We start from the raw sequence: 22,951 nt of genomic DNA on the forward strand, positions 1-22,951 counted from the left end.
GAGCCACTTCGATCCTCCCTTGTGGCGGCTCATTGCCGTGGCTGATTGTTGCCGAGAGATCCGGGGCGGGAAGTGCCCGGCGATCAAGCTTGCCGTTCGGGGTCAGCGGGAAAGCGTCAAGCGTCATGAACGCGCTGGGCAGCATATAATCGGCTAACTGCTGGGCAAGCTGCTGGCGCAGGTCAGCGGGGAGCAACTCAGCACCATCAAGCGATTGCAGATAAGCGACCAGACGTTTCTGGTTTGGCTCATCTTCACGCATGATAACGACAGCATCACGCACCCCCGGGCACTGCTTGAGCCGGGTTTCGATTTCTCCCAGTTCGATGCGGAAACCGCGCAGCTTGACCTGAAAATCGTTGCGGCCCAGATATTCGATATTGCCATCCGGCAACCAGCGGCCGAGATCGCCCGTTTTATACAGGCGGGCATTCGGCTCCGGTGAAAATGGGTCAACAATGAAACGTTCAGCGGTCAGTTCTGGGCGGTTCAGATAGCCACGGGCAACGCCCATGCCGCCGATATGAATTTCACCGGTGGCTCCCAAGGGAACCGGTTCCCCATAGCCATCAAGAATATAAATCTGGGTATTGGCGATTGGCCTGCCGATGGGGATGGGGCGGGCAACATCGACAAGGGCGGGAATGGCGTAAGTTGCCGCAAACGCTGTGGTTTCCGTTGGGCCATATCCATTGATCAACATGGCAGGCTGTGTTTCAGCTAACTGAACTGCCCGTATTTTGTTTGGATCAAGTACGTCGCCGCCGGTAAGCAGATAACGCAACTGGCTGAACACCGGTTCAAGGTGGTGGTGATACTCATTGAACAGGCCACTGGTAAGCCAAAGGGCTGTCACTTTTCCGTCAATCAGTGAGTCACAGAAACGTACCGGATCAAGCAACACGGATTGCGGAACCACATGCAGGCGTCCGCCATTGAGCAGGGCAGACCAGATTTCCCATGTCGATGCATCAAAGGCAATGTTGGCACAATGCGCAATGCAGTCATCCGGCCCGATATCCGCAAAACCATTATTGATAATCAGGCGGAGGACATTGCGGTGTTCAACCATCACCCCTTTGGGCAATCCGGTGGAGCCGGAGGTATAGATGATATAGGCCAGATGGTGTGAATTCAGTCCCAATGTCTGAGCATCTGGGTTGTCAGCCGGTTGCTCCGCGAAGGCCGATTCTTCGTTGTCGAGCATAACGATGGAAACAGCGTCCGCAACAGGTACTGCTCCCACGAATTTGCCGGCTTGAGCCTCCTGTACCAACAAAGCCACCGGTGCTGAATCTTCCAGCATGTAAGCCAAGCGTTCAGCCGGATAAGCCGGGTCAAGCGGCACATAGGCCCCGCCCGCCTTGAGAATGGCAAGCAGCCCCACAATCAGTTGCAAATTACGTTCAGTACATATTGCCACCCGATCATCTGAACGAATCCCCAGCGCCATCAGATGATGGGCCAATCGGTTGGCGCGGCGGTTCAGTTCGCCATAGCTGAGAGATTCATCCCCGAAGGTGACGGCAATCGCATCAGGCCGACGTGCTGCCTGTGCCTCAAATTGCTGGTGGATCAGACTGTTCTGTGGAAACGCCGTCTGAGTCGCGTTGAAATCCACCAGTAATTGCTGCCGCTCGGTGATCGGCAGAACCGGAATATTGCGAATCAACTGCTGCGGATCATGGGCCAGCGCATCAATCAAACCGTGGATGGCGGCAGCCAAATAGGCAGTAATGCGGGTTGGTTCAATACCGGCCACTGTTTGGGCGGTTAAGTGGAAATGGTTCCCCACATCATCCACCGACAGGGTAATCGGATAGTTGGTTCTTTCCTCCGCGGTTAAAACACGGATGCCTGTCCAGCTTGTGCCAAGGGTTTCTGCTTCATTCGCCTGACTGTGGCGATAGTTCAACAAAGTGCTGAACAGCGGAACGGATTGCGCCATGCCGCTGCAACTTTGTGCCAGTACCAGCGGGGCTTGTTCGTGTTCCAGCAGCATCATCAGCCCGTGGTAGGCATCCTGCACTGTTTCCTGTACCGTGCGTTGGCGCAAAGAGAGCCGCATTGGCAAGGTATTGATGAACATGCCCAGAACCTGGGCAGCACCGGCCCCTCCTTGAAGCCGCCCCAGCAGCACGGAACCAAAGACGACATCATCGCGTCCGCTGGTTTGCGCCAGCACTTGTGCCCAGGCAACATGGAACAGGACACCCGGGCTTATTCCCAGACGGCGCGCTTGGGAACGGATAGCGTCCGCCAGTTCCGGTGCGAGGGGGAGACGGGCCTCTTTGACAGGCTCGCCATCAGTTTTTACTTTAAGAATGCCGAACGGTGCCGTAGGTTCGTCAATATCGGCAAATTGTTCACGGAAATAAGCCTCATGTTCAGCGGTAGGCATGTTCAGGGTCTGGGCAACAAAATTGCGATAAGGCAGTGCTGGCGGCAACATCTTCGCATGCCCTTGCTGTATCTGGTCGATTTCAGCAAAAATCAGCTCCAGCGTCATATGGTCGCTGACCAAATGATGGAATCGCAGTGCCAATATCCATTCATCCTGTGCCGGATCATGGGCGATATCGGCGGTAAACAGCGGAGCCTTGTTCAGGTTGATGCGATGCTGGCGTGGATCGGTATGCGCCTTTAACTGTTCAATCACTGAATGTTCAGCAAGGTGGCTGCTGGTGTCCGGAGTGAACAGATTGATTTCCAGTGGCGCCCGCCGCCAGACAACCTGAACCGGTTGCGCCAGCTCCTGCCAGTAAGCCGCCGTGCGCAGAATATCGTGGCGGTCAATAACTTGTTGCAGGGCGGCCAAGAAGGTATCGAGGCGCTCACGGTTGCCAAAGGCCAGTAAACTTTGCAGCAAATAGTTATCACCTTTTGTTTGCATCAGGTGATGGAACAGAATTCCTTCCTGCAATGGTGCCAGCGGATAAATATCCTGTACATTGGCACTTCCGCCGGGAACGGTCGCGACAATGGCCTCAATCTCAGTTTGAGACAGTGACACTAAAGGCAGCATATCGGCTGTAATGGCGGTGCAATTGGCGGGAATGCGGTTGGCCGGCACCACAAACGCCGTGGCATGTTGTTGGACAGCCTGTGCCATATCGAGGAGAACAGGGGTGATGAACACACTGCGGACATCAAGCTGCCACCCCTGATTGCGCAACTCTTCTATTAGACTGACTATCATCAGCGAGTGGCCGCCGAGTTCAAAGAAGTGGTCATGGCGTCCGACACTCTCCAGTTTCAGCAGTTTTTGCCAAATCTGGGCGAGTGTGATTTCCATTTCCCCGACTGGGGCTTGATAGTTGCGTACTGCGATGGAAGACAGATCCGGCGCGGGCAGCGCTTGGCGGTCGAGTTTTCCGTTTGAGGTCAGCGGGAAGGCATCGAGGGTGACAAAAGCACTGGGCAGCATGTATTCAGCAAGGTGCTGGCTAAGTTGCTGGCGTAATTCCGCCGGCATCAAAGCAGCACCATCCAGAGGTTTCAGGTAGGCAATCAGGCGTTTTTGCCCCTGTTCATCTTCCCGCGCCAAAACCACGGCCTCACGAACCCCGGGACACTGCTCTAGCCTTGCCTCAATTTCACCCAGCTCAATACGGAACCCGCGCAGTTTGACCTGAAAATCGTTGCGGCCGAGGTATTCAATATTGCCGTCAGGCAGCCAGCGCCCAAGATCACCGGTTTTATACATGCGGGAATCTGAATGCAGGAAGAACGGATCAATCAGGAAACGTTCAGTGGTCAGCTCAGGGCGATTCAGATAACCCCGGGCAACACCCGCACCGACAATGTAGATTTCACCGGTCACGCCAAGTGGTACAGGCTGACCGTAGGCATCAAGGATGTATATCCGCAGGTCGGGAAGTGGCTGGCCAATCAAACTGCCGCGCCCTGAATGGATATCAGACTCCGTTAGCTCACGGTAAGTGGCATGCACGGTTATTTCGGTGATGCCGTACATATTGACCAAGCGAGTTTGCTGCGTTGGGTTGCGGGCAACCCACGGTGCAAGAGTGTGTAATTCCAATGCTTCGCCACCAAAAATAATGCAGCGCAGGGCGTGCGGGGTGGCATCTTGGGCAGCAATCAACTGACGGAAAGCGCTGGGGGTCTGGTTCAGGATGGTGACCTGCTCATGGCAAAGCAGTGAATAGAACATCTGCGGTGAACGGGCACAGTCTGCTGAAACGATGACCAACCGGCCGCCGTAAGATAAAGCGCCCCACAATTCCCAGACGGAGAAATCGAACGCAAAAGAGTGGAACAGTGTCCAGACATCCTGGTCATCAAACTGGAAATGATCTTGCGTTGCAGCCAGCAGGCGCACGACATGGGCATGTTCGACCATCACGCCTTTGGGTTTGCCTGTGGAGCCAGAGGTGTAAATCACATAAGCCAGATGATTGGCTGTCAGCCCCAAAGCCTGAATATTCGGATTGTCGGTCGGCAGCTCCGTCATGAACGGTGCCGGGGCGTTCACCATTTTATCGAGCAAAATAGTGGGCAATTCGCTGGCAAGTTTGTCGGTTAACGAACTTTGGGTCAGGATCGCCACCGGTGTTGAATCTTCCAGCATATATGCCATCCGATCCGCCGGATAGGATGGGTCAATCGGAACATACGCCCCGCCTGACTTAAGAATGGCAAGTAAGCCTATCACCATCTCCAGACTGCGTTCGACGCAGATGGCAACCCGATCATCCGGGCGGACACCCTGCGCAATCAGATAATGGGCCAAGCGGTTGGCATGGCGGTTCAGTTCGCCATAGCTGAGGCTTTCACCTTCACAGACAATGGCAATGGCATCAGGTTGGTGAGCCGCTTGGGCCTCAATCCGCTGGTGAATCAGTGCATGTTGCGGGAAATCTACCCAATTGGCATTAAATTCAATCAGCAATTGTTGCAGATCTGCACCGGACATCATCGGCAAGATAGCGATATTTTGCTTTTCATCCACCGTCATCGCTGTCAGGACATTGGTCAAATAACCCATCATGCGCTGAATGGTAGCGGCATCGAACAAATCAACGGCATAGGCCAGTTCACCCACTAAACCTGCCTCTGTTTCTGTCAACGACAAGGTTAAATCAAAATGGGCACTGTGATGCTCCGGCTCAAGCGTGGTCAGTTGGAGATCCGGCAACGAAGGCATTTGGAGTGGCGTGTTGTTCAGCGCCAACATGACTTGAAAAATCGGGCTGTAACTCAGGCTGCGATCAGGTTGCAGGGCTTCTACCACCTGTTCAAAAGGCAAGTCCTGATGGGCATAGGCGGCAAATGCCTGCTCACGGACGTGGGCAAGCAGATCCGCTACATTGAACTTATCATGCAGCGTCACGCGCAGGGCCAGCGTGTTGACGAAGAAACCTATCATGCCTTCCAGTTCATGATGTGGGCGGTTGGCGACCGGCGTACCGATAACGATGTCATCCTGACCGCTGAGACGGGCCAGTACGATACTCCATGCGCTCAGGATGGTCATAAATAATGTGGCGTTATGGCGCTGTCCAAGCGCCTTGAGCGATGCCAATAAGTCCGCGTCGAAGTGAATCGGGATCCGTCCTCCGATGAAACTTTGGGTTGTCGGGCGGGGCCTGTCGGTCGGCAGTGCCAATAAGGCCGGGGCGCCGGCAAGTTGGGCACGCCAGAAGTCGCCTTGTGCGGCAAGGACAGTTTCTTGCAGGCGGTTGCGTTGCCAGACGGCATAGTCGGCGTACTGAACAGGCAATGCGGGCAAAGATGCATTTTGCTGGCCCAAGGCGGCACGGTAAAGCACACTTAACTCATGCATCAAGACACCCATTGACCAACCGTCAGAAATAATGTGGTGCTGGGTCAGCAGCAACACATGTTCTTCGTCCTCCAGTTGCAGTAAATGACCGCGGATCAGCGGCCCGAGGGTAAAGTCAAACGGTGTTTGCGCTTCCAGTGCGGTAAGTTCAGCAATTCGGTCATTGTGTGCTTCTGGTGTCTGGGCGCGCAGATCTTGGCTGGAGAGCGCAAAACCGGTATCCGCCGGATCAATGTGCTGGCAAGGCTGGCCTGCAACCAGCTCAAATCGGGTACGCAAGATTTCCTGCCGGGCAACCAATTGGTCGAGTGCGCGTTTTAAGGCAGGACGGTTGAGTAAGCCCGTGAAACGCAGCGCAATGGGAATATGGTAGGCCAGACTGGCTGCCGGAGAGAGCTGACCAAGGAACCACAGCCGTTGTTGGGCAAAGGAGAGCGGCAATGGTTGTTGGCGATCAGCCAGCGGAATGGCGACCTGAGTCGTCTCCGTAGCACCGGAAAGCACTTGGGCCAGATTGATCAGCAATGGCTGGTCAAAGAGTTGCTGCAACGGAAGCTCACGTGCCAAGACCTGACGCACCCGTGAAGCGAGCTGTACGGCAAGCAGAGAATGCCCGCCCAGTTCAAAGAAATGATCGTAGCGGCCGACGCGTTCCACTCCCAGCAAGTCTTGCCAAATTCCGGCCAGCGCGATTTCTGTTTTGCCAATCGGGGCAGAATAGGCACGGGTTATCATTGAGGATGAATCAGGGTCAGGGAGCGCCCGACGGTCGATTTTGCCATTGGGAGTCAACGGGAAGGCTTCCAGCATCACAAAGGCACTGGGCAGCATGTAGTCAGCAAGATGCTGCGAAAGTTGCAGGCGCAGTTCAGCCGGCACCAGTACCATGCCGGCTTGCGGGCGCAAATAGGCAATCAGACGCTTCTGGCCCTGTTCATCTTCACGGGTCAGCACCACAGCTTCAAGAACACCGTCGCACTGTCTTAATCTGGCCTCGATTTCACCTAACTCAATGCGGAATCCGCGCAATTTAACCTGAAAATCGTTGCGGCCAATGTAGTCAATATTGCCATCTGGCAGCCAGCGGGCAAGATCGCCCGTTTTATACATGCGTGCCTCGGCGTCTTTGGCGAACGGATCAATCAGGAAGCGTTCGGCGGTCAGTTCAGGGCGGTTCAGATAACCACGGGCAACGCCGGCTCCGCCGATATGGATCTCACCCTCCACGCCACGGGGAACGGGTTGGCCTTTTTCATCCAAGATATAGATTTGGGTATTGGAAATGGGATGGCCAATGGGGATTTTCCTTTCACCATCGGTATCACTATCTCCCATAAAGGGGATTTCATAGGCGGTGGCGAATGTGGTGGTTTCCGTTGGGCCATACACATGCAATAAATGTTGTGGCGGATTTTCGGCCCGAAGGCGGATGGCTGAACGGGTATCTGTTCGTTCACCTCCGAAAAGGACATAGCGCAAGCCAGACAGAGCCGGAGCAATCAAATTCGCATATTGATTGAATAATGCGGTAGTGAGGAACAGGGCAGTCACACCTTCTGAGGAGAGGCATTGACCAAACTGATCCGGTTCCAGCAAGGTTTTTTCCGGAATCAACAGTACACGCGCCCCGTGTGCCAGCGCCGCCCAGATTTCCCAAGTGGCGGCATCGAAGGAAATATTGGCGCAATGGGCAAGACAGTCATCTGGCCCAATGTCGGCAAAGCCATTATTGATAATCAGGCGAACAACGTTGCGATGCTCAATCATGACCCCTTTGGGCAATCCGGTAGAGCCTGAGGTGTAAGTGACATAGGCCAGATTCCGGGATGTAGGCGGTGATGCCGGATCTGACTGCCTGTCCAGTTCCGGCTCCGTCAGGAATGGCTCATGAGTATCAAGCACCATGATCGGCATTGCTTGCATTGACGCAGGCATGATGCGGGTTATCCGGTCAACTTGCGACGTTTGGGTCAGCAAGGCGACCGGCGTTGCATCTTCAAGCATATAAGCCAGCCGTTCAGCAGGGTAAGTGGGGTCGAGTGGTACATAGGCACCGCCAGCCTTGAGGATGCCGAGCAAACCGACAATCAGCTCCAGACTGCGCTCAAGGCAGATGGCTACCCGATCATCCGGACGCACACCCAATGCCATCAGGCGGTGGGCCAACCGGTTGGCTCGCAGGTTCAGCTCACCATAACTCAAGTGCTGCCCAGCATAAGTCAGCGCAATGGCATCAGGATTTTGGGCAGCCTGAGTTTCAACCAACTGGTGGATCAACGCCTGTTGCGGGAAATCCACGTGAGTGGCGTTAAAGTTCTCCAAGAGCTGTTGCCGCTCTGCTTCCGGCAGGATTGGCACATCCAGAATCAATTGCTGTGGATTGTGCACCAAGGCATCAATCAAGCCTGTAATGGCCGTGGCCAGATAGGTGGTTACCTGCTCTGGCTCAATTTCAGCCACGGTCAGGGCGGTTAGCTGGAAGTCATCGCCTAAATCATCCACCGACAGGGTGATGGGGTAATTGGTCTGCTCTTTGGCTTCCAGTATACGCATAGTTGCCCATGCGCTGTCCGCTGTGTCTGCTGTCAGCGCTTTACTGCTCTGACTGTGACGGTAGTTCAGCAAGGCGCTGAATAATGGCATGGGCTGGGCCACGTCGCTGCAACGCTGTGCCAGTGATAATGGCGCTTGTTCATGTTCCAGCAATGCGGTCAGATTGCGGTAAGTATCCTGTACGATATCTTGCACACTGCGCCCGCTCAGGGAGAGACGTATTGGCAGCGTATTGATAAACATGCCCAGAATCTGGTCAGCCCCTGCGACCCCCTGCAAACGCCCCAACAATACGGAACCGAAGACGACATCGTTGCGGCGGCTGGTTTGAGCCACCACTTGTGCCCAAGCAGCATGGAACAGAACACTCGGGCTGACTTTCAGACGGCGGGCCTGAACACGGATAGAGTCAGCCAGTGCAGGCGGCAATGTCAGACTGGCTTTTGCAATATTTGCATTATTTGCCGTGGAAACAGAAGCAGAAGCAGAAGCGTCCCCCTCTGCCGGTGCCCCCGGTTTTGGCATTTTTTCAGGAAAGTCTTTGGGTACAGAAATCACGCCGAATGGTGCTGTCGGGGCATCAATGCCGGCAAGTTGTTCGCGGAAATAAGTTTCATGCACGTCATCCGATACTGCCAGCGTCTGGGCAATAAAGTTACGGTAGGGCAGCGGAGCGGGCAGTGATTGCGTTTTCCCTGCCAATATCTGGGCTATTTCAGCGAAGATAAGATCCAGGGTCATGTGGTCACTGACCAGATGGTGGAAACGCAGGGCCAGCAGCCATTCATTCTGTGCCGGAGAGTAAGCGATATCAGCCGCGAATAAGGGCGCATGAGTCAAGTCGAGGCGGTGCCAGCGCGGATCGGTATGAAGCCGTAGCTGGGCAGGAACATCTTCCTCCGTGGCCGGCGTAAAGGTATTGATGCTCAATGGTGCCTGACGCCAGACGACCTGAACCGGCTGAGCCAAATCTTGCCAGTAAACCGCAGTGCGCAAAATATCATGGCGGTCGATGACTTGCTGCAAAGCATTCAGGAACGCATCAAGGTCAACGCGGGTATTGAAAGCGAGTAAAACTTGCAGCAAATAGGCATCACCTTCTGCTTGCAGCAGATGGTGGAACAAAATGCCTTCCTGCAACGGAGCCAGTGGATAAATATCCTGTACATTGGCGCTTCCCCCGTGAACCGTGGCGACAACGGCATCAATCTCGGATTGTGACAGATATGCCAGAGGCAACAGATCGGGGGTGATAGCCGTGCAGTTTTCAGGAATGCGATTGGCGGGAACCACAAAGGTGCCGGTATCACGCTGGATGGCCTGTGCCATATCAATCAGGTGTGGGGAAGCAAATACGCTGTGTACGGCAAGCTGCCAGCCGATAGTGCGCAACTCTTCAATCAGGCTGACGATCATCAAGGAGTGTCCGCCCAATTCAAAGAAATGATCATGGCGACTGACTTGATTCAGACCCAGAAGTTTTTGCCAAATCTGCGCCAGGGCGATTTCTGCCTCACCGCAGGGTGATTCATATTGACTCAATACAAACGCGGATGGCTCAGGCGCGGGAAGTGCCTGTGTATCCAGTTTTCCGTTCGAAGTCAGCGGGAAAGCATCAATGGAGACAAAAGCACTGGGCAACATATGGTCAGCAAGGTGCTGGGTAAGTTGCCAACGCAGCTCTGCCGGTATCAGTTCTACGCCATCCTGAGGTTTAAGATAAGCCACCAGACGCTTGTGGCCCTGTTCATCTTCACGGGCAATGACGACCGCTTCCCGCACGCCGTGGCACTGTCTGAGACGGGTTTCGATTTCACCCAGTTCAATGCGGAATCCCCGCAGCTTGATCTGGAAATCATTGCGGCCGAGGTATTCCACATTGCCATCAGGCAACCAGCGGCCAAGGTCGCCACTTTTGTACATGCGTGCATCCGGCTCAGTGGAGAACGGATCAGCAAGGAAGCGTTCAGCGGTGAGTTCTGGACGGTTGAGGTAGCCACGGGCAACGCCGGCGCCGGCAATATAGATCTCGCCCATGACCCCAAGCGGTACGGGTTGCGCATTGGCATCAAGGATATAAATTCGGGCATTGGCAATGGGGCGCCCAATGGGCGGTGGATTGTCTCCCGTTTCATTTTCATTGCCGGAGGCACCATGACAGGCATAAAGCGACGCATAGACGGTAATTTCCGTCGGCCCATAAGCATTGAACATCTGTCGGCCTTTTGCCCAGCGCTTGACCAACGTTGACGGGCAGGCTTCCCCGCCGACAAGCAGTGTTTGCAGGGTGGCAGGCAGCGAATCCATAGCCGTCAGCGCGGTAGGGGACAGCAGGGTGTGGGTAATGGCGTGGCTTTCAAGGTAACCGGACAGTGCGGCACCGGGCAGGATATCGGCCCGCTGTGCAAGATAGAGGCGCGCTCCGGTCAAGAGAGCGATACAGCATTCCCAGATACAGGCATCGAAACTGTTTGAGGCGAACTGTAAAACGCGGCTGTCTGCTGTTAGTCCCAACACCTCTTTTTGTGTGGTGATCAGGTTGCACAGGTTTTGGTGCGCGATCATGACCCCTTTGGGTTGCCCCGTTGAACCCGAAGTATAAATGACATAGGCCAGATGGCGGGATGTCAGCCCCAATCCTTGCACATCCGGATTAGATTTCGGTTGCTTGGACAACGGTGGTTCAGTGCTGGCCAAGACGTTATCGATCAAAAGGTTATCGAGAAAAATAGTAGGGATGTTGCTGGAAAGCTTCTCGCTCCATGCGGTTTGGGTCAGTAACACGACCGGGGCAGAATCGTCCAGCATGTAGGTCAGACGTTCAGCCGGATAGGCGGGATCGAGCGGAACATATGCGCCTCCCGCCTTGAGAACGGCAAGCAGGGCAATCACCATTTCCAGACCGCGCTCTGTACAAACAGCAACCCGATTGTCCGGACGTACTCCCAGAGCAATAAGCTGATGGGCCAGTCGGTTGGCATGGTCATTCAGCTCACTGTAGCTCAGAACCTGATCTTCATAGCATACTGCGACGGCATCGGGCTGCTGTAATGCCTGAGCTTCAAACAGTTGGTGAGCCAGCATATCCTGCGGATAATCTGCTGACGTGGCATTGAAATCCACCAGCAGTTGCTGCCGCTCTGATGCCGGCAGCATTGGCAGGGTAGCCACGGGTTGTGTTTCATCTGCTGTCATGGCGACCAGCACATTGGCTAAATAATCCACCATGCGTTCAACCGTTGCGGCATCAAACAGATCTGCGGCATAGGTAAGCCCGCCAATCAGACCGGATTCGGTTTCAGTCAGTGACAGCGTCAGATCAAAGTGAGCACTCGGGTGTACCTGCTCAACTGGTGCAAACTGTAGTTCGGGTGAGGCAGATTCACTGGCTGGGGTATGCGGTAAGTTATTATTTAACGTGTTGTTCAGGGCCAGCATCACCTGAAAAACCGGGCTGTAACCCAGATTGCGTTCTGGGTGCAGGACTTCCACCACTTGCTCAAAAGGCAAATCCTGATGGGCATAGGCGGCAAGCGCCCGCTTCCGGATTTGGGACAGTAAATCGGCGACACTGAGGGTATCACTCAACGTCACGCGCAAGGCCAGCGTATTAACAAAGAAACCGATCATCCCTTCAAGTTCATGATGGGGACGGTTGGCGACCGGTGTGCCGATGACAATATCATTCTGACCACTTAATCGGGCAAGTACGCAGCCCCATGCAGCAAGCACGGTCATAAATAGAGTGCTGTTGTGACGTTGCCCCAATCTCTTGAGTGATGCCAATAATCTGGCATCAAAATGAACCGGAACATGCCCCCCGACGAAAGATTGGGTCGCTGGGCGTGGTCTATCGAGCGGAAGTGTCAGTAAAGCCGGCGCGCTTTCAAGCTGGGTGCGCCAAAAATCACGCTGTGCCGTGAGCGCGTCCTCTTGCAGCCAGTCACGCTGCCAGACAGCATAATCAGCATATTGGACGGGCAGCGGTGGCAGTGGGTTGTCTGAACCCTCAAGGGCAGCACGGTAGAGGAGATCCAATTCGTGCATCAATATCCCGACAGACCAACCGTCCGAGATAATGTGGTGTTGGGTGAGCAGCAATATATGCTCTTCACTCGTCAGTTGCAGCAATTGGCCGCGGATCAAGGATTCCTGAGCAAAGTCAAAAGGTGTTTTTGCTTCCAGCGTAGTCAGTTCTGTAATTTGAGCAGCTTGTTCTTCCGGCGTCAGCAGGCGTAAATCGTGATAAGCCAGGCGCAAGCCAATATCAGCCGCGTCAATGTGCTGGCAGGGTTGGCCGCCAACCAGTACAAAGCGGGTACGTAAAATCTCGTGTCGGGCAACCAGATGGTCGAGTGCTTTGCTTAAAGCAGACTGATTGAGCGATCCGGTAAGGCGCAATGCCACAGGAATGTGGTAGGCCAAACTGGCCGAGGGATCGATTTGACCAAAGAACCACAACCGTTGTTGAGCGAAGGACAAGGGCAAAGGCTGATCTCTGTCGGCCACCGGAATAATGACTTGAGAAGAGGTTGCTGCATCAGTGAGCGTTTGAGCCAAATCCAGCAAAAGAGGATGGTCAAAAAGCTGCTGTAGTGACAATTCCAGTGCCAGCTCCTGACGTATGTGGGCAATAAGCTGGACAGCAAGCAATGAATGGCCGCCCAGTTCAAAAAAGTTGTCATGGCGGCCAATCTGTTCCAGCCCCAGCAGGTTCTGCCAAATCTCAGCCAATGCACACTCCATTGGGCTTTCCGGCGCTTGGTAACGGTGGGCTGCTACGGCTGACAAATCAGGCGCCGGCAGAGCCTGACGATCCAGCTTGCCGTTGAGGGTGAGCGGGAAAGCATCAAGCATGACGAAGGCACTTGGCAACATATAATCGGCAAGGTGCTGGGCAAGTTGCTGGCGCAATTCGGCAGGATCCAGCTTGTTGCCTGCTGATTCAAGAGATTCCAGTGGCTGGACATAGGCAATCAGGCGTTTTTGACCAGGGCCATTTTCATTTGATTGATCTTCCTGTTCGCGGATTATTACTACCGCATCACGCACGCCATCACATTGCCTCAGTCGTGCTTCAATCTCACCCAGCTCAATGCGGAATCCGCGCAGTTTGACCTGAAAATCGTTGCGGCCGAGATATTCAATATTGCCGTCAGGCAGCCAGCGTCCCAAATCACCGGTTTTGTACATGCGGGCATTGGGGGCAGGAGAGAATGAATCGACAATAAAGCGCTCGGCAGTGAGTTCAGGACGATTCAGGTAACCGCGGGAAACACCTGCATCAGCAATATGAATCTCACCGACCGCGCCAACGGGAACCGGCTGGCCGTGCGGATCAAGAATATAGATGCGAGTATTGGCGATCGGTTTGCCAATGGGAATGGAGCGGTTCACATCAATCGGGGCATTGATGGTGTAAATGGTGGCAAATGTCGTGGTTTCCGTCGGGCCATAGGCATTCATCAAGTTCGCAGGCTGGGAAGCCAGCGAGCGCATATGCTGGATTTTTCTTGGATCGAGGGTATCACCGCCAATAATCAAGTAACGCAATTGATGATACAGGGGTTCGAGATAGTCGAGATATTCGTTGAACAACCCAACCGTTAACCAAAGTGCGGTAGTTCCTCCCTTGATCAATGACTCGCAGAAACGGGTTGGATCAAGCAACACTGATTGGGGAACGATATGCAGACGCCCGCCATTCAGCAGGGCAGCCCAAATCTCCCACGTTGATGCATCAAAGGCCGTATTGGCGCAATGGGCCACACAGTCATCTGAACCAATATCAGCAAATCCGTTATTGATAATCAGGCGAAGTACGCTGCGGTGTTCAACCATGACCCCCTTGGGCAGTCCGGTTGATCCAGAGGTATAAATCACATAGGCCAGATGGCGTGAAGTCAGTCCCAAGGCATGGGGCGCGGGATTGTGGCTGGGCTGGCTTGTCAGAAATGCATTGTCTGTATTAAGGAGCAATGAATCAAGGAGAACGATAGGAATGGCGCTGTCCCTTTTATTGCTGCCGTTCATTTTACTGGCATGGGCTGATTGCATCAGTAAGGCAACAGGTTTGACATCTTCCAGCATGTAGGCCAGCCGTTCGGCCGGATAAGCTGGATCAAGCGGGACATAAGCCCCGCCTGCCTTGAGAATGGCGAGCAGGCCGATAATCAATTCCGGGCTGCGTTCTGCGCAGATTGCTACGCGATCATCGGGCCGTATGCCCAGTGCAATCAAGTAATGGGCCAACTGATTGGCACGGTAATTCAGCTCTCCATAGCTCAGGGATTGCTCCTCAAACATGAGCGCAATCGCATTCGGGTGATGTTTCACGTGATCTTCGAACAACTGGTGAATCAATGCATTGTGTGGAAAGTCCACCGGGGCAGGGTTGAAGCCCACCAAGGCCTGTTGCCGCTCCGCAGGGGGCAGAATCGAGATACTCTGGATCGCGCGTTGCGGCTCATGGGCCAAGGCATCAACCAGACCTCTGAGCGCAGTTGCCAGATACGTGTTCATGCGAGCCGGGTCAATGCGCGTAACTGTCTGGGCTGTCAGGTAAAAACCGGTTCCCATATCATCGACGGATAGTGTGACCGGATAGTTGGCCCGTTCCTCAACCGCAACAATGCGCATGCCTATCTGGGGCATTTCGATGATGTCAGAGTCTCGGTTCTGGCTGTGGCGATAATTGAGCAACGTACTGAACAACGGTATCGACGGTGCCATGCCACTGCAACGTTGTGCCAGGGCCAGTGGCGCCTGTTCGTGTTCCAGCAGGGCCGTTAACTGGCGATAGGTGTCTTGCACGATATCCTGCACACTGTCTTTATCTGCTGGTTGCCCGCCCAAAGAGATCCGCACTGGCAAGGTATTAATGAACATGCCCAGTGTGCGGGCTGCTCCTGCCCCACCCTGTAATCGGCCTAACAAGACGGAACCAAAGACAACATGGTGGTGGCCGCTGGTTTGAGCCAGCACTTGGGCCCAAGCGACATGGAACAGCACGCCGGGACTGACCCCCAGCCTGCGGGCCTGAGCACGGATATTTTCCGCAAGATCGGAGTCCAGCAAAAGCTGGGCTTCGGTTGTTGGCTCATGGTCATCCTGCAACGAAAGTATGCCGAAGGGGGCTGTAGGGGCATCGATATCAGCCAACCGTGTCCGGAAATAAGCCTCATGTGCCGTAGCAGGCGTACTCAAAATCTGAGCGATAAAGTGACGGTAGGGCAGTGTTTCTGGCAGGGATGAGAGACTTCCTTGCTGTATTTCGGCGATTTCGGCAAAAATCAGCTCCAGCGTCATGTGGTCACAGACTAAATGATGGAAACGCAGCGATAGCAACCATTCATTCTGTGCCGGGTCATGGGCGATATCAGCCGCGAACAGCGGAGCCTGACTCAGATCAAGGCGGTGCCGGCGGGGATGGGTATGTGCCTGTAGTTGGGCGCGGATGTCCTCCGATGTTTCCGGGATGAAAACATTGGCATGCAACGGCGCTTGGCGCCAGACCACTTGGGCCGGTTGAACCAATCCTTGCCAGCAGATGGCGGTGCGCAGGATATCGTGGCGGTCAATGACTTGCTGGAGGGCGGACAAGAAATCATCGAGGCGTTCACGTGTGTTAAACGCAAGCAGGCATTGCAGCACATAGGTATCACCTTGAGTGCTGCGCAGGTGGTGATAGAAAATACCTTCCTGTAGCGGCGCCAATGGGTAAATATCCTGTATATTGCGTGCGCCGCCGACCGTTGCGTCAACAATGGCATCAATTTCAGCCTGGGACAGCGTAATCAGGGGCAGCATCTCAGGCGTGATGGCGCTGCAATCCGCGGGAATCAGATTGGCCGGCACGGAAAATGCTTCAACATTTTGTTTAACCGCCAGTGCCATCTCACTCAGGATCGGGGAGGAGAAGACACTGCGGACATCAAGCTGCCAACCTAAGTTGTACAGTTGCTCGATCAGGCCGACGATCATCAGCGAGTGGCCGCCCAATTCGAAGAAATGGTCATGGCGACTGACTTGCTCCAGCCCCAGTAAATCTTGCCAAATTTGCGCCAGCGTAATTTCGGCCTCCCCGGCTGGGGCTTCATAGTTGCGTGCTATTACGGCATGTAAATCCGGGGCAGGGAGTGCCTGACGGTTAAGTTTACCGTTGGACGTCAGCGGGAAGGTATCCAACATGACAAACGCACTGGGCAGCATGTATTCAGCGAGATGCTGGGCAAGTTGCTGGCGCAGATCTGCTGGTTGAAGCTCTGCGCCCTCCATTGGGCGCAAATAGGCGACCAGCCGTTTCTGCGTTTTTTTAGAAGACGGCTCTTGATGGTTGACGCTTTCATCAGAGAGATCTTCACGGGCAATGACCACGGCTTCACGCACACCATGACACTGCATCAATTGGGCTTCAATTTCACCCAGCTCGATGCGGAAGCCACGCAGTTTGACCTGAAAATCATTGCGGCCAAGGTATTCAATATTGCCGTCAGGCAACCAGCGACCCAGATCGCCGGTTTTGTACATGCGTGCCCCTGCGTCTTTGGAGAACGGGTCGACAATAAAACGTTCGGCGGTCAATTCAGGCCGATTCAGATAACCGCGGGCAACACCGCTACCGGCAATGTAGATCTCGCCAATAACACCAAGGGCAACAGGTTGACCATGCGGATCCAGAATATAAATCTGGGTATTGGCGATGGGGCGGCCGATATGAGGGCTAAAACCAGTGGCTCGATCCATCCGTGTCCATGTTGAATAGGTCGTTGTTTCAGAAGGGCCGTACAGATTGCACACATTCTGGATGGCAGAATGGGCGAATAGTTGTTCAACGACATGCGCTTTCAGCGCTTCACCGGCTAAGTTGATCGTCCGGGTACTCTTGGGCACGGCATCAATGTCTATCAGATGCGCGATGGCGGAAGGCACGGTATTGATCAGACTGGTTGTTTGTCCTGTATGGCCTGTTTCGGCGTCGGCGGATTTGGCGGCAACCAGTGACAGTACGTCCGGCACAATATGCACAGTGCCGCCGGATATCAGTGGCGCGAAACATTCGAATACCGCCAAGTCAAAGTTAAGGGAAGTCGCAAACAATGTATGCGCCAATTCTTCCGGACTAAAAGTGCGTTGCGCCCAAGTCAGGAAATTCACCGTGTTGCGGTGGGCAATCGCGACCCCCTTGGGTAAACCGGTGGAGCCGGAAGTATAAATAACATACGCCAGATGGTGTGATGTCAGCGCCTGAATCGCCGGATTGTGGTCAGGCCCGTCTGTTGGCGAAAAAATAGCTTGGGACAATGGCGCTTGGGCATCGAGCATGATTGTTGGCACCGAAGTCGCCAGTTTGTTGGCAAGCGCGGTTTGGGTCAGCAGGGCCATCGGTGCTGAATCTTCCAGCATGTATGCCAGCCGTTCGGCAGGATAAGCCGGATCGAACGGTACATAAGCCCCGCCAGCCTTGAGGACGCCGAGTAAACCTACCACCATCTCCGGACTGCGCTCAATACAAATTGCCACCCGATCATCCGGGCGCACGCCCAGCGTCATCAGATAATGGGCCAGACGATTGGCGCGGCGATTCAGTTCACCGTAGGTCAGAGTCTGATTGCCAACGACAACCGCCGTTGCATCAGGATTTTTTGCTGCCTGAGCTTCAAACAGTTGGTGAATTAATGCATGTTGCGGAAAATCCGCCTGAGTGGCGTTGAAATCCACCAAGAGTTGTTGCCTTTCTGCATCCGACAACATTGGCAACGTCATTGCGGTTTGTGTGGCAGCCGTCCGCACCTTGGTTGGTGAGGTTGGTTCAGCCACTAATTCCGTTTCAGTAAACAGGGTCAGATCGGAAGCCATTGCCAGCAATATGCGCTTCAGATAACCCACCATGCGTTCCGCAGTTGCGGTATCGAACAAGTCAGATGCATATTCCAATCCGCCATTCAATCCCGTATCGGTTTCTGTCAACAGCAGCATCAAATCGAAGTGGGCACTGTGGGTCACTTGTTCCATGCGGGAGATTTGCAGCCCGGATGTGGTTTGTTCCTGAATGGGGGTATTGTCCAACGCCAACATGACCTGAAAGATCGGGCTGTAGCTTAAGCTGCGTTCAGGCTGCAATGCTTCCACCACCTGCTCGAAAGGCAAATCCTGATGGTCATAGGCAGCAAGCGCCCGTTCGCGGACTTGCGCCAGCAGGTCTGCCACGCTGATATCGTCATGAAGTGTGATACGCAATGCCAGCGTATTGACGAAGAAACCAATGGTTCCTTCTAGTTCTTGGCTTGGACGATTGGCAACCGGCGTACCGATGACAATGTCATCCTGACCACTCAACCGGGCAAGGACAATGCTCCATGCGGCCAGTATGGTCATGAATAATGTGCAGTTATGGTGTTGTCCCAATGCCTTGAGCGAGGCCAGCGTGGTTGCATCAAGATGGAACGGAACCTGATTGCCGACATAGGATTGCACCGAGGCGCGCGGCCGATCGAGTGGCAATGTCAGTAAGGCCGGCGCGCCTTCAAGTTGTGAATACCAGAAATCACGCTGTGTCGCGAGCAGATCGCCCTGCAACCATTCATGCTGCCAAGCGGCATAATCTGCATATTGAATGGGCAAGGCGGGCAAAGGATCATCTTGGCCTTCAAGGATTGCGTGGTAAAGGGTTCCCAGCTCACGTACCAGCACGCCAATGGACCAGCCATCGGAAATAATGTGGTGCAGGGTGAGCAACAAGACATGTTCATCATCTGCCAGTTGCAACAATTGACCACGTATAAGCGGGCCGTGGGTAAAGTCAAAAGGTGTCCGGGCATCAATATCGGTGAACTCAGCAATGCGCTGGTTGTGCAAGGCAGGATCACACTGGCGCAGATCATGGCAGGGCAGCGCGAAGCCAATATTGGCGGAGGCAATGCGTTGGTACGGCAGCCCTTCTACTGAGATAAAATACGTGCGCAGGCTTTCATGGCGGGCAACCAGACGGCTAAGTGCGGTGTTCAGGGCGGTATAGTTAAGTTGACCGGCCAGACGCAAAGCGACGGGAATATGGTAGGCCAGACTGGCCGCCGGAGAGAGCTGGGTGAGGAACCACAGGCGTTGCTGGGCAAAGGACAGCGGCAGGGATTGCTGGCGATCATCAACCACAGGAATAGCGGTCTGCGTTGTTTCGGCGGTGTCGGTCAGCGTGTGGGCCAGCACCATCAGCACCGGTTGTGCAAAGAGCGTTTGCAACGGTAACTCTTTTGCCAGCACTTGGCGTACGCGGGCCACCAGTTGAATAGCCAGCAATGAATGCCCGCCCAGCTCAAAGAAATGGTCATGGCGGCCGACGCGCTCCAGTCCCAGCAATGCCTGCCAGATTTGCGCCAGCGTTGCTTCTGTTTCACCCCGCGGGGCTTCATAGGCTCGCGTTGCCACTGACGCGGTATCCGGTGCAGGCAGGGCTTGGCGATCCAGTTTGCCGTTGGGGGTTTGCGGAAATGCGTTGAGCACCACAAAGGCGCTGGGCAGCATATAATCGGCAAGATGCTGGGCGAGTTGCTGACGCAGTTTGGCGGGTTGCAGTTTCACGCCGTCTGCGGGGCGCAGGTAGGCAACCAGACGCTGCGGGTCAGCGCCTTCATTCCGGGCAATCACAACCGCTTCACGCACGCCGTGGCAGCGCATCAACTGGGCTTCAATTTCGCCCAACTCCACGCGGAAGCCACGCACTTTCACCTGAAAATCATTGCGGCCCAGATAGTCGATATTGCCATCCGGCCGCCAGCGGCCAAGGTCGCCGGTTTTGTACATGCGGGCGCCGGTTTCTGTACAGAAAGGGTCGATAAGGAAACGTTCCGCCGTCAGTTCAGGGCGGTTCAGATAACCGCGGGCAACCCCGCGGCCGGCGATGTAAATTTCTCCGGTCACACCAAGGGGCACGGGCTGCCTGTCGGCATCAAGGATATAGATACGGTTGTTGGCAATCGGGCGGCCGATGGGGGGCAACACCGGCCATTGTGCCGGCTCCTGCTCCAGCATGTAAGCGGTTGTCACGTGGCTTTCGGTCGGGCCATAGTGATTGTGCAGACGGCAGTTTCCGGCACGGTGCAGGAAACGCTGAATGGCCGGGGTGATACGCAGTTGTTCACCGGCGGTCACGATATGGGCCAGACAGGAAAAATCCGCCTCGCTTTCACCGGCGGCATCGGCAAGGTGCTGGAGCGCAATGTAGGGCAGGAAAATCCGGTCAATCCGGTGCCGGGCAATCAGGCGGAGAAGCTGGTCGGGTTGTCGGCGCAGGGATTCATTAATCAGCACCAGACAGCCACCGTCACACAGGGTGGTGAAGATTTCCTGAAAGGCGACGTCAAATCCCAGCGCGGCAAACTGGAGGGTTTTGCCGGTGCCGGCGGGTTGGGAAGGCTGGCGGTGCCATTGCAGTAAATTCACCAACCCTGCCAGCGGCATCTCGACGCCCTTGGGCAAGCCGGTGGAGCCGGAGGTGTAGATGACATAGGCCAGATGGTGTGGCGATACCCCCACAGCGCGGACATCTGGATTGTCGGTCGATTGTTCAGAAAAAGAACGGTCAGGCGCATCCAGCAGCAGGGTGGCGTATTTCACTGCGGGTACCGCCTGTTTCAGCCTGCCGGCAAGGGCAGTCTGGGTCAGCAGGGCCACGGGAGCGGCATCGTTGAGCATGTAAGCCAACCGTTCACTCGGGTAGGCCGGGTCAAGGGGAACGTAAGCACCGCCGGCCTTGAGGATGGCGAGCAAGCCCACCACCATGTCCGGGCTGCGTTCAACACAAATGGCGACCCGTTCATCGGGGCGCACGCCCAGAGTAATCAGGTGGTGGGCCAGTTGGTTGGCTCGCTGGTTCAGTACGCCGTAACTGACTGTGTGTTCTTCAACGGCGATGGCGACGGCATCGGGGTGCAGTGCGGCCTGAGCCTCAATGTACTGGTGAATCAATGGCGGGTGGCCAGAAAAGTCTGTTGAGAAATCGGTCTGCGTGGCGTTGAAATCCACCAGCACTTGCTGACGTTCAGCTGATGGTAATATTGGCAGATTTCGGATGGGTTCCGAAAAAGAAGTGAGAGCATTTTCTATCAACACCATAAAGCGGGATTGAAGCGCCATGACTTCATCTCGGCTCAGGACAGTCGGTGAAAACTCAAACTCAAGGGTAAAAGGTTTATGAATATCTTCACTACTGTTGAATGCATATTGATGAATCGCAACAATGAGCGGAAACGGAGAACCCCGCTGAATTTTTGCATATTTGAGGGAGGCATTGGGTATGGCGGCATTCACTTCGATCTGTTCAAATGACAGCATCACATCAAAAAGCTGAGTATGGCCTGTTTTCCGCTGGGTTCGAATGTGCCGGTTGATCTCTGCGATTGGCAAGCGCTGGCGTTTATAGCAGCGGCGTAATTCTGCTGCGGTCTTATTCATGACATCGAGAAATGTATCATCGGGCGCAACAGTGATACCGACGGGAATCACGGACGAAAACATGCCCACCATCCGTTTTTGCCGGACATTTTTACGGTTGTGCACGGGAATGCCGATGACGATTTCTTCACTGCCCGTTGCTTGGGAAAAAGAGAGCGTACGTGAAAAATAGCACGCTAAAATGGCATACATGAAATGCAGGACGGATAATCCGTGCTCATTCACAAGATTTTCGATGCGCTGAAACAGTGCATTGTCCAATTGCCAGCTCAGGGGTTCGGAATGCCCGTAATCGATGGTTTGATTGGCCGTTGACGATTTGATTAAAGCAGGGGGCAAATTCTTATAGCGCTCCAGCCAGAATTGCCTATCTTGCATATAGCGTTGTGAGCTTTGGTAAGCACGGTCTTCGTTGACGTAGTCAAGATAAGAAGGAGGCGTTTCTGTTGGCTGTTCGCCTTTGATTAACAAACTATAAATATTGGCGATATCTTCGGGGATCAGCCCCAAAGTTATGCCATCTCCGATTAAATGGTGGCAACAAAACTGCCAATACCAGCGATTTTCACTGACCCGCAGTAACTCGAAACGCCATAGTTCACTGTTCAAATCAAATGGATGCATAAACGCGGCGCGGATATGTTGTTCAGCATGTTCTTCTGGGTTGGTATATCCGGTGAAATCATGAATAGTCACCGATACCGGCGCAGATTCCATAATCTCTTGCAGGGGCAACTTCTGGGTATTGATGAGTTTCAAACGCAATGCATCATGACGTCCAACAACTATTTCAAAGGCACGTACTAACAATGCCTCATCCAACTCTCCCTCAAACTGAATGACAGAACCAATATTGTAACAAGGGTTGTTTGGCCGGAGGATTTGGTCGAGCCAGACAGCTTGCTGGGTAGAACTGAGTGAAAACTGACGAGAAGGAGATGCAGAATGATTCTCAAACAAATGTTGGTCTTCATTGTTGATATGACCGTATGAATTAGGCATTGCTAAACTCCTGCTAGCGAGGCTATGGACTAGACTAATGAATAAAATGTGAGTTATGTGACATTGCTACATACTGATAAATTGAAGAACTAACTATTTCATAAATAGATACTTTATTTTTTTAACCTTGTTTATAGAAGT

1 protein-coding gene (cut by a window edge) is annotated in these 22,951 nt (G+C 54.1%); it reads right to left on the minus strand.

Translation table 11 applies throughout. The features are described 5' to 3' along the window. A protein-coding gene (locus BM100_RS09810; RefSeq protein WP_092510415.1) for a non-ribosomal peptide synthetase crosses the window boundary here: on the minus strand, positions 1–22,810 show its 5' portion. Its footprint begins 335 nt before the window's first position; the window shows 22,810 of its 23,145 coding nt (coding positions 1–22,810); the start codon lies at positions 22,808–22,810; its stop codon lies beyond the left edge, outside the window. Positions 22,811–22,951: the final 141 nt, after the last annotated feature.

It is taken from the genome of Xenorhabdus mauleonii, assembly GCF_900113945.1.
GTDB classification, from domain to species: domain Bacteria; phylum Pseudomonadota; class Gammaproteobacteria; order Enterobacterales; family Enterobacteriaceae; genus Xenorhabdus; species Xenorhabdus mauleonii.